Raw genomic sequence first — 7,094 nt, 5'->3', positions numbered from 1 at the left:
GTGCCGAGTGTTGGGGCGAGAGCCTTTTGGTTACTTTTGGGCTCTTCCAAAAGTGACCCGCTGTAAGAGCGGAACCCTAAGTGGCCGTTACCGCAGCAACGGATATACACACCGAACCACCGCCATCACAGTCAACCCCCCCAAACAGACTCAAGCAAAAAACGAATAAACCACCGCAGTAATCGCCACCAACCCCACCGCCGTGACAAACACATTGGACGCCTGCCCACGGTACTTGGCCATAGCCGGCACCTTGCGGATGGCATACATCGGCATCAGAAACAGGATCGAAGCAATGATCGGCCCCCCCAGCGCCTCAATCATCCCGAGAATGCTTGGGTTCAACGTCGCAACGATCCAGCACACCACCAACATGAACGCCGCCGTCATCCGGTCCAGACGCTTGGCCTCAGGACGACGACCGGTCTTCAGCACCAGCCCCTTGAGGCCTTCACTCGCACCGATGTAATGCCCCAAGAACGACTTGGCAATCGCCACAAACGCGATCAACGGCGCTGCGAACTCAATGGTCGGGTTATTGAAGTGGTTGGCCAGGTACGACAGGATCGACAGGTTCTGTGCCTTCGCCTCGGCAAGCTGCGCCGGCGACAGGGTCAGCACGCAACTGAACACAAAGAACAGCACCATCACCACCATCAACAGGTGCGCACGGGACAGGATCTGCGAGCTGCGCTCATCAGCGTGGGCGCCGTACTGACGCTTCTGGTCCACCGCAAAGGCCGAGATGATCGGCGAATGGTTGAACGAGAACACCATCACCGGAATCGCCAGCCACAAGGTGTTGAGCAACGCGGACGGGGCCGGGACCTGGCTGGCAGTGCTGAGGATGCCGCCGTTCCAATGCGGGATCAGGTACACCGCCAGGAACAGCAAGGCGACGATAAACGGATACACCATCAGGCTCATCGCCTTGACGATCACCTGCTCACCGCAACGCACCACGGCCAGCAGGCCGAGGATCAGCACGAACGACAGCAGCGCGCGTGGCGGCGGCATGATGTGCAGTTGGTGCTCCATGAAGCTGCCGACCGTGTTGGTTAATGCCACGCTGTAGATCAGCAGGATCGGGAAGATCGCGAAGAAGTACAGCAAGGTGATCAGCGCACCGGCTTTAATACCGAAGTGTTCTTCGACCACGTCGGTGATGTCGGAGCCTTCACGGCCCGACAGCACGAAACGGGTCAGGCCACGGTGGGCGAAGAAGGTCATCGGGAACGCCAGCAGCGCGAGGATCACCAGTGGCCAGAAGCCGCCCAGGCCCGCGTTGATCGGCAAGAACAGGGTACCGGCGCCAATGGCGGTGCCGAACAGGCCAAGCATCCAGGTGGTGTCCTGGCGGCTCCAGCTTGTGAGGGTTGCAGGTGTCGTTGCATAGCGTTCGTCGACGCTATTGGCCTGATCATTCATCCGGTCGGATCTCCGCATTTACACGGCCGGGACGAGTCAGAAAAACCTGACAGGCAGCGCCCCGACCATAGAAGGGGCCGGATTGTCCGGGATTCTTGTGAATAAGCAAAGACTTAGCTGAGGAACGGTGGTGCGGTGCAGGCCCGCAGGGGCATCTGTATACGGCGGTTTTCGGGGCGTGCGGCTAAATGTGTAATATACATTCCCGCACAAATCTATTTTAGAATCGCGCTTGATCCTGTAGTTTTCATCCAGCATCCGCCGTTTATCCAGAGAGCCCTGCCATGCCGCGCGTTTCCCGCAAACAAGCCGACCTCAACCGTGAAATCATCGTCGAGGCCGCCACGCACCTGTTTCGCGAACGCGGCTTGCACGGCATTAGTCTGTCGGACGTCATGGCCGCCGCCGGCCTGACCCACGGCGGTTTCTACGGGCACTTCGCCTCCAAGGAGGCCCTGGCCACTGAAGCCTGCCAGCAGGCCTTCGAACAAGCGAACCTGGGCTGGCAGGCAAAGATCGATCGCAGTGAAGATCAGCAGGCTGCCCGCGAGGCCGTGATGGGGCCTTATCTGACAGCCACCCATCGCGACAACCCTGGAGACGGCTGCCCCGTGTCGGCCTTCGCCCCGGACATGTGCCATGAGCCCGCCGACACCGCCTTGCAACGCACCTTTATTGAGGGCGTCGAGAAGTCCCTGGAGGTCTTTGCGCAGCTACAGGATGGAGATCGCCAGGCAATGCTGGCCCAGTACGCAATGATGATCGGCGCAGTGACCCTCGCGCGTGCGACACGTGGCAATCACCTGTCGGATGAATTCCTGGTTGCGGCACGAAATGCCCTACTGGCCGTTGACAGCCCTTCCTCCGTCCCAGCATGATCAGGCCATGAACATTTTCCAGCGCTGCCTCACCCGCACCACCACGACCGCTTCCGGCGGGTCGTGCGGTGGCTGTGAGTGCTTGAGCTAGACACTTCACAGATTCAACCCAAGGCCCCGCCAGCAATGGACGGGGCCTTTTTATTGCTCCGCCCGTTCGGCAATCACAAGGAGCAACACCATGGCTGACGCCCTGCTGATCATCGACATGCAAACCGGCTTATACGATGGCCCGGAAAAACCCTTCGAGCGCGAACGCGTGCTCGCCACTATCAACCTGCTGATTCAGCGCGCACGCCTGGCTGGCGCCCCGATCTTCGTCGCCCGTCACACCGGGCCGGCAGGCTCACCGATAGAAGCCGGCAGCCCGCTTTGGCAGCTGTGGCATGGGCTGGAGGTAGACGAATCCCGCGACCACCTGTTCAACAAGACTCGCCCCAGCTGCTTCCTGGGCACAAATCTGGAAGCGCAACTGAAAGCGGCCCAGGTCAATGAACTGGTGATCGTCGGCATGAAAACCCAGTTCTGCATCGACACCACTTGCCGGGTAGCCGTGGAATTGGGGTTTTCCGTGGTGCTGCCGGAAGATGGCCACACCTGCATGGACACACCGGCACTCAAGGCCGAAGCGATTATCGAGCATCACAATGCGACCCTGGCCGGAGCGTTTGTGAAGCGTGCACGTGCGGTCGAGATAAGCTTCTGATCGCTCAAATACGGCATACTCCTCCCCTCAAACCCTTCAGGAAGAGCCTTCCGATGACCGCTACTGTTTTGGTCCTGGTTGAAACCATCAACGAATACCTGCCCATCATCGAGGGCAATGACTTTCATGTGATCCTGGCGCCGACACCCGCCGAACGCGCCGAAGCCATCAAGGCGCACGGCAGCCAGATCAGGGCCGTGCTGACCCGTGGCCCGCTGGGCTTGTACGCCGAGGAAATCGCCGCCCTGCCCCTGTTGGAAATCATCTGTGTGATCGGTGCGGGCTACGAGCACGTAGACCTGCAAGCCGCCAGCAATCGCGGGATCGTCGTGACCAATGGCGCCGGGGTGAACGCGCCATCGGTGGCCGATCACGCCATGGCGTTGCTGCTCTCGCTGGTGCGCGGCATCCCGCAGACCGACGCCGCCGTGCGCCGCAGCGAATGGCCGAAAGTGATGCGCCCGTCCCTGGGCGGCAAGCAGTTGGGCATCCTCGGCCTGGGTGCTGTGGGCCTGGAAATCGCCAAGCGTGCAGCCCTGGGCTTCGGCATGGAGGTGAGTTACCACAACCGCCAGCCGCGCGATGACGTGGACTACACCTACTGCGCCACTGCGGTGGAACTGGCGCGCACCTCGGACTTCCTGATCCTCGCCACGCCCGGCGGCGCCAGCACCCGTCACCTGATCGATCGCCACGCCCTGGATGCCCTGGGCCCGAATGGCTACCTGGTCAACATTGGGCGTGGCAGCGTGGTGGTTACCGCCGACCTGGTCGCGGCCCTGGAGCAACGCCGCATCGGCGGCGCCGCACTGGATGTATTCGACGACGAACCCCAAGTGCCCGACGCCCTCAAGAAGCTCAGCAATACCGTGCTCACTTCCCATGTGGCCGGCCTGTCGCCCGAAGCGGCCCATGACACCGTGCAGCGCGTGGCCGATAACCTGGTGGAATACTTCGCCGGTCGCCCGGTGCTCACGCCGGTCGCCCTGCCCCCGCCCACTCAATGACCGATCAGGCACGCTGATCATCGTCCAACACGCTAACCTATTAAGCCGCCCCGACCTTGTCGCTGGGCGGTTGTGCGCATTAGATTAGGAAATAGTCCAAGGCCTTTAGAATAAGCAGAAGGGATAAGCATGGCGCTGAACGACCAATCGACCCAGATTCGCCCAGGCGAAGAACTTGATGCCAGCCTGATCGATCCCTACCTCAAGGCCCATATCCCCGGCCTGAGCGGCACGCCCACGATCAGCCAGTTTCCCGGTGGCGCGTCCAACCTGACCTACCTGCTGGAATACCCTGGCCAGGAATTCGTGCTGCGCCGCCCGCCCTTTGGTCACAAGGCCAAGTCCGCCCACGACATGGGCCGCGAATACCGCATTCTCAACCAGCTCAAGGACGGCTTCCCCTATTGCCCCAAGGCTTATGTGCATTGCACGGACGAATCGGTGATCGGCGCCGAGTTCTATGTGATGGAGCGCGTCAATGGCATCATCCTGCGCTCCGACCTGCCGCCCGAGCTGGGCCTGGACGCGGCCAAGACCGAAGCGCTGTGCAAAAGCTTCATCGACAAGTTCGTCGAACTGCACCAGGTGGACTACAGCGCCTGCGGCCTGGCCGACCTGGGCAAGCCGCAAGGCTACGTAGAGCGCCAGATCCGTGGCTGGAGCGATCGCTACGAAAAAGCCCTGACCCCCGACGCGCCGCGCTGGGAAGCGGTACGCGCCTGGCTCAACGACAAAATGCCGGCCGACCATCCGACCTCCAGCATCGTGCACAACGACTACCGCTTCGATAACGTGATCCTCGACCCGCACAACCCCATGCAGATCATCGGCGTGCTGGACTGGGAGCTGACCACCCTCGGCGACCCGTTGATGGACCTGGGCAACACCCTCGCCTACTGGATCGAAGCGGCCGACCCGGCGCCGGTGCAACTGATGCGCCGCCAGCCGAGCAACGCGCCGGGCATGCTCACCCGTCGTGAATTCGTCGACTACTACGCCGAGCGCTCGGGCATCCAGATCGACAACTTCGACTTCTATTACACCTACGGCCTGTTCCGCCTGGCCGGCATCGTGCAGCAGATCTACTACCGCTTCTTCCATGGCCAGACCCAGGACAAACGCTTTGCGCAGTTCATTCACATGAACAAGCTGCTGGAGCAGATGAGCCTGAACGTCATCAGCAAATCGTCCCTTTAAGGAACCGCTATGTCCAAGACCCACCTGTTCGACCTCGACGGCAAGATCGCATTCGTTTCCGGCGCCAGCCGTGGCATCGGCGAGGCCATCGCCAAGTTGCTCGCCCAGCAAGGCGCCCATGTGATCGTCTCCAGCCGCAAGCTCGAAGGCTGCCAGCACGTGGCCGACGCGATCATCGCCGACGGCGGCAAGGCCACGGCCGTGGCCTGCCATATCGGTGAAATGGAACAGATCACCCAAGTGTTCGCCGGTATCCGCGAACAGTTCGGGCGCCTGGATATTCTGGTCAACAACGCCGCGACCAACCCGCAGTTCTGCAACGTGCTGGACACCGATCTCGGTGCGTTCCAGAAGACCGTTGACGTGAACATCCGGGGCTACTTCTTCATGTCCGTGGAAGCCGGCAAGCTGATGCGCGACAACGGCGGCGGCAGCATCATCAACGTCGCGTCGATCAACGGGATTTCCCCCGGTGTGTTCCAGGGCATCTACTCGGTGACCAAGGCCGCTGTGATCAACATGACCAAGGTGTTCGCCAAGGAATGCGCAGCGTTCGGCATTCGCTGCAACGCCCTGCTGCCGGGCCTGACCGACACCAAGTTCGCCTCGGCGCTGGTCAAGAACGACGCGATCCTGAAAATGGCCCTGGCGCAGATCCCCCTCAAGCGCGTGGCCGACCCGAGCGAAATGGCCGGCGCGGTGCTGTTCCTGGCCAGCGATGCATCCAGCTACACCACGGGCGTATCGCTGAATGTGGACGGTGGTTTCCTGTCCTGATCAAGCATTCGGCGGCTGCTGCCGAAAACTCACCGCCAGGCGGTTCCAGCCACTGATGCTGGACACCGCCATGGTCAGGTCCACCAGTTCCTGCTCGCTGAATTCCAGCCGCACGGCGGCGAACAGTTCATCCGATACCGTCGAGGTCGGCAGTGTCGCGACGGATTCGCTCCAGGCCAACGCGGCCTTTTCCCGCGCTGTGAAGAACGGCGAATCGCGCCAGACGCACAACGCGAACAAACGTCGCTCGGTCTCGCCGCGCTGACGCGCCGCCATCGAGTGCATGTCCGTACAGAACCCGCAATGGTTGAGCTGCGAGACACGGATCTTGAGCAATTCCAGCAAAGGCTTTTCGATGGACAAGCCAAACGTGGTCGCCTCCAGCATCAGCATGCCTTTGAGCGCCTGCGGTGAGGCGGTGTAGTAATCCAGGCGGGGTTCCATGGGGGCGGCTCTCTGGCGGTGGGTGCAATGACTGTCCAGCCTAGAACCCACACGGCATAAGCCCTATAGCCAATCGGCCGGTTTATGCAGAGACCATTTTGAGCCTGCCGCGCACGCGCGTACGCTTGGCGCAACGTCAATGCCCGGAATAACACATGGAACTGCACGTTGTGATCAACGGCCGCAAGGATCTGGCCGAACAGTTGTACCAACAGTTGCGTGAAGCCATTGGCTCCGGGCGCCTGGCCGCCGGCGCGCAGTTGCCGCCCAGCCGCTTGCTCGCCGAGCAGTTGGGCGTGTCACGCAAGACCGTGTCGGATACCTACGCCACCCTGACCTACGAGGGATTGCTGATCGGCAAGACCGGTCGCGGCACCTTCGTCAACGCTCGCGCGCCACAGACCGAACGCCTGCAAACCGCCACCGACTTGGCCTGCGCCGCCAACCTGGCGAAATGGCAGTCACTGCCCTCGCCCATGCGCCACCCCACCCGCGATAGCACACTGCGCTATGAATTTATCGGCGGCGCCACCAGCCGCAACCAGTTCCCCCAGGATGAATGGCGGCGCTGTACCCAGGACGCGTTGCGGCGCATCGCTCAGAACAGTGGTTTCTACAGCCAGCCCGAAGGCTTGCCAGCGCTGCGCAGCGCTATCG

The 7,094-nt window shown here is 61.7% G+C and carries 8 protein-coding genes; 6 read left to right on the top strand and 2 right to left on the bottom strand.

The window, feature by feature from the left end; translation table 11 throughout:
- Nucleotides 1–150: 150 nt before the first annotated feature.
- Nucleotides 151–1,428: an HAAAP family serine/threonine permease gene (locus HX812_RS31660; RefSeq protein WP_038850910.1), complete on the bottom strand. Its 1,278-nt coding sequence runs from the start codon at nucleotides 1,426–1,428 to the stop codon at nucleotides 151–153.
- Between the two features lie 284 nt (nucleotides 1,429–1,712).
- Here HX812_RS31660 and HX812_RS31655 point away from each other — a divergent pair, with 284 nt between their 5' ends.
- The 5 genes from HX812_RS31655 to HX812_RS31635 all read left to right on the top strand — a co-directional run bounded on the left by HX812_RS31655 (nucleotide 1,713) and on the right by HX812_RS31635 (nucleotide 5,993).
- The gene (locus HX812_RS31655; RefSeq protein ID WP_038850913.1) at nucleotides 1,713–2,306 is read left to right on the top strand and encodes a TetR/AcrR family transcriptional regulator; all 594 of its coding nucleotides are present in this window, start codon (nucleotides 1,713–1,715) and stop codon (nucleotides 2,304–2,306) included.
- A gap of 181 nt (nucleotides 2,307–2,487) precedes the next feature.
- Nucleotides 2,488–3,012 carry a cysteine hydrolase family protein gene (locus HX812_RS31650; RefSeq protein WP_038850915.1) on the top strand — a complete coding sequence of 175 codons (525 nt, stop codon included), beginning with the start codon at nucleotides 2,488–2,490 and terminating at the stop codon, nucleotides 3,010–3,012.
- A 53-nt stretch (nucleotides 3,013–3,065) separates the two neighbouring features.
- Nucleotides 3,066–4,019 carry a 2-hydroxyacid dehydrogenase gene (locus HX812_RS31645; RefSeq protein ID WP_033902415.1) on the top strand — a complete coding sequence of 318 codons (954 nt, stop codon included), beginning with the start codon at nucleotides 3,066–3,068 and terminating at the stop codon, nucleotides 4,017–4,019.
- A 129-nt stretch (nucleotides 4,020–4,148) separates the two neighbouring features.
- Nucleotides 4,149–5,216 (top strand): phosphotransferase family protein, encoded by a 1,068-nt coding sequence (locus HX812_RS31640; protein WP_038850917.1) that lies wholly within the window; start codon nucleotides 4,149–4,151, stop codon nucleotides 5,214–5,216.
- A gap of 9 nt (nucleotides 5,217–5,225) precedes the next feature.
- Nucleotides 5,226–5,993, top strand: coding sequence for an SDR family oxidoreductase (locus tag HX812_RS31635; protein WP_016980158.1), 768 nt, complete (start codon nucleotides 5,226–5,228; stop codon nucleotides 5,991–5,993).
- Here HX812_RS31635 and HX812_RS31630 read toward each other — a convergent pair whose 3' ends face one another.
- Complete coding sequence (locus tag HX812_RS31630) at nucleotides 5,994–6,437, bottom strand: carboxymuconolactone decarboxylase family protein (RefSeq protein WP_038850919.1); 444 nt, start codon at nucleotides 6,435–6,437, stop codon at nucleotides 5,994–5,996.
- 155 nt (nucleotides 6,438–6,592) lie between these two features.
- Here HX812_RS31630 and HX812_RS31625 point away from each other — a divergent pair.
- Nucleotides 6,593–7,094: GntR family transcriptional regulator (locus tag HX812_RS31625; protein WP_178949155.1), on the top strand; the 502-nt coding region annotated here is incomplete at its 3' end.

It is taken from the genome of Pseudomonas sp. IPO3749 (assembly GCF_013386605.1).
Lineage (GTDB): Bacteria > Pseudomonadota > Gammaproteobacteria > Pseudomonadales > Pseudomonadaceae > Aquipseudomonas > Aquipseudomonas azotoformans_A.
This window is presented reverse-complemented; position numbering and strand designations above follow the sequence as displayed.

Excerpts from the sequence above, each read along its gene's own strand:
- HX812_RS31635 (WP_016980158.1), top strand. The coding sequence starts at position 5,226 with ATGTCCAAGACCCACCTGTTCGACCTCGACGGCAAGATCGCATTCGTT.
- HX812_RS31655 (WP_038850913.1), top strand. The coding sequence starts at position 1,713 with ATGCCGCGCGTTTCCCGCAAACAAGCCGACCTCAACCGTGAAATCATC.
- HX812_RS31660 (WP_038850910.1), bottom strand. The coding sequence starts at position 1,428 with ATGAATGATCAGGCCAATAGCGTCGACGAACGCTATGCAACGACACCT.
- HX812_RS31630 (WP_038850919.1), bottom strand. The coding sequence starts at position 6,437 with ATGGAACCCCGCCTGGATTACTACACCGCCTCACCGCAGGCGCTCAAA.
- HX812_RS31650 (WP_038850915.1), top strand. The coding sequence starts at position 2,488 with ATGGCTGACGCCCTGCTGATCATCGACATGCAAACCGGCTTATACGAT.
- HX812_RS31640 (WP_038850917.1), top strand. The coding sequence starts at position 4,149 with ATGGCGCTGAACGACCAATCGACCCAGATTCGCCCAGGCGAAGAACTT.
- HX812_RS31645 (WP_033902415.1), top strand. The coding sequence starts at position 3,066 with ATGACCGCTACTGTTTTGGTCCTGGTTGAAACCATCAACGAATACCTG.